This is a genomic window from Nitratidesulfovibrio oxamicus (assembly GCF_015731765.1).
Lineage (GTDB): Bacteria > Desulfobacterota > Desulfovibrionia > Desulfovibrionales > Desulfovibrionaceae > Cupidesulfovibrio > Cupidesulfovibrio oxamicus.
Genome location: NZ_VRYY01000703.1, coordinates 1 through 744 on the forward strand (window position 1 = coordinate 1; position 744 = coordinate 744).

Below are 744 nucleotides of genomic sequence, written 5' to 3' on the forward strand. Positions count from 1 at the left end.
TGACCGCCGCCGAAGCGGCGGGCATGGACGCCCCGCGCATGGACCGCCTGCGCCTTACTCCGCGCATCATGGCCGAAATGGCCGCCGCCTGCCGCCACGTGGCGGCCCTGCCCGACCCTGTGGGCGCGGTGGAAACCCAGTGGCAGCGCCCCAACGGCCTGCTGGTGGGGCGCATGCGCATTCCCCTCGGCGTCATCGCCATCATCTACGAATCGCGTCCCAACGTGACCATCGATTCCGCCATCCTGTGCCTGAAGGCGGGCAACGCGGTGATCCTGCGCGGCGGGTCCGAGGCCATCCACTCCAACCTTGCCCTGGCCGGGCTCATTGCCGAGGCCATGTCTGCCGCGGGCCTTCCCGGCGACGCGGTGCAGGTGGTCTCGCGCACCGACAGGGCCGCCGTGGGCGCGCTGTGCGCGCTGGAGCAGCACATCGACGTGATCATCCCGCGCGGGGGCGAAACCCTGATCCGCGCCGTGGTGCAACAGGCCACCATGCCCGTGCTGAAGCACTACAAGGGCGTGTGCCACGCCTACGTGGACGCGGGCGCGGACCTGGACCAGGCCGTGGAGATCGTCTTCAACGGCAAGGTGCAGCGCCCCGGCGTATGCAACGCGCTGGAATGCCTGCTGGTGCACAAGGACGAGGCCGCAGCCCTGCTGCCCGCCGTGGCCGCCCGGCTGGCCCCTGCCGGAGTGACCTTCCGCGCGTGCCCGACGGCGCTGCCCCTGCTGGGCGATGCGG

Annotated in this window: 1 protein-coding gene; it reads left to right on the forward strand. The window is 71.6% G+C overall.

The genetic code is table 11. The annotated features are described in order from the left end of the window. Positions 1-744: glutamate-5-semialdehyde dehydrogenase (locus FVW20_RS17455; protein ID WP_196610584.1), on the forward strand; the 744-nt coding region annotated here is incomplete at both ends.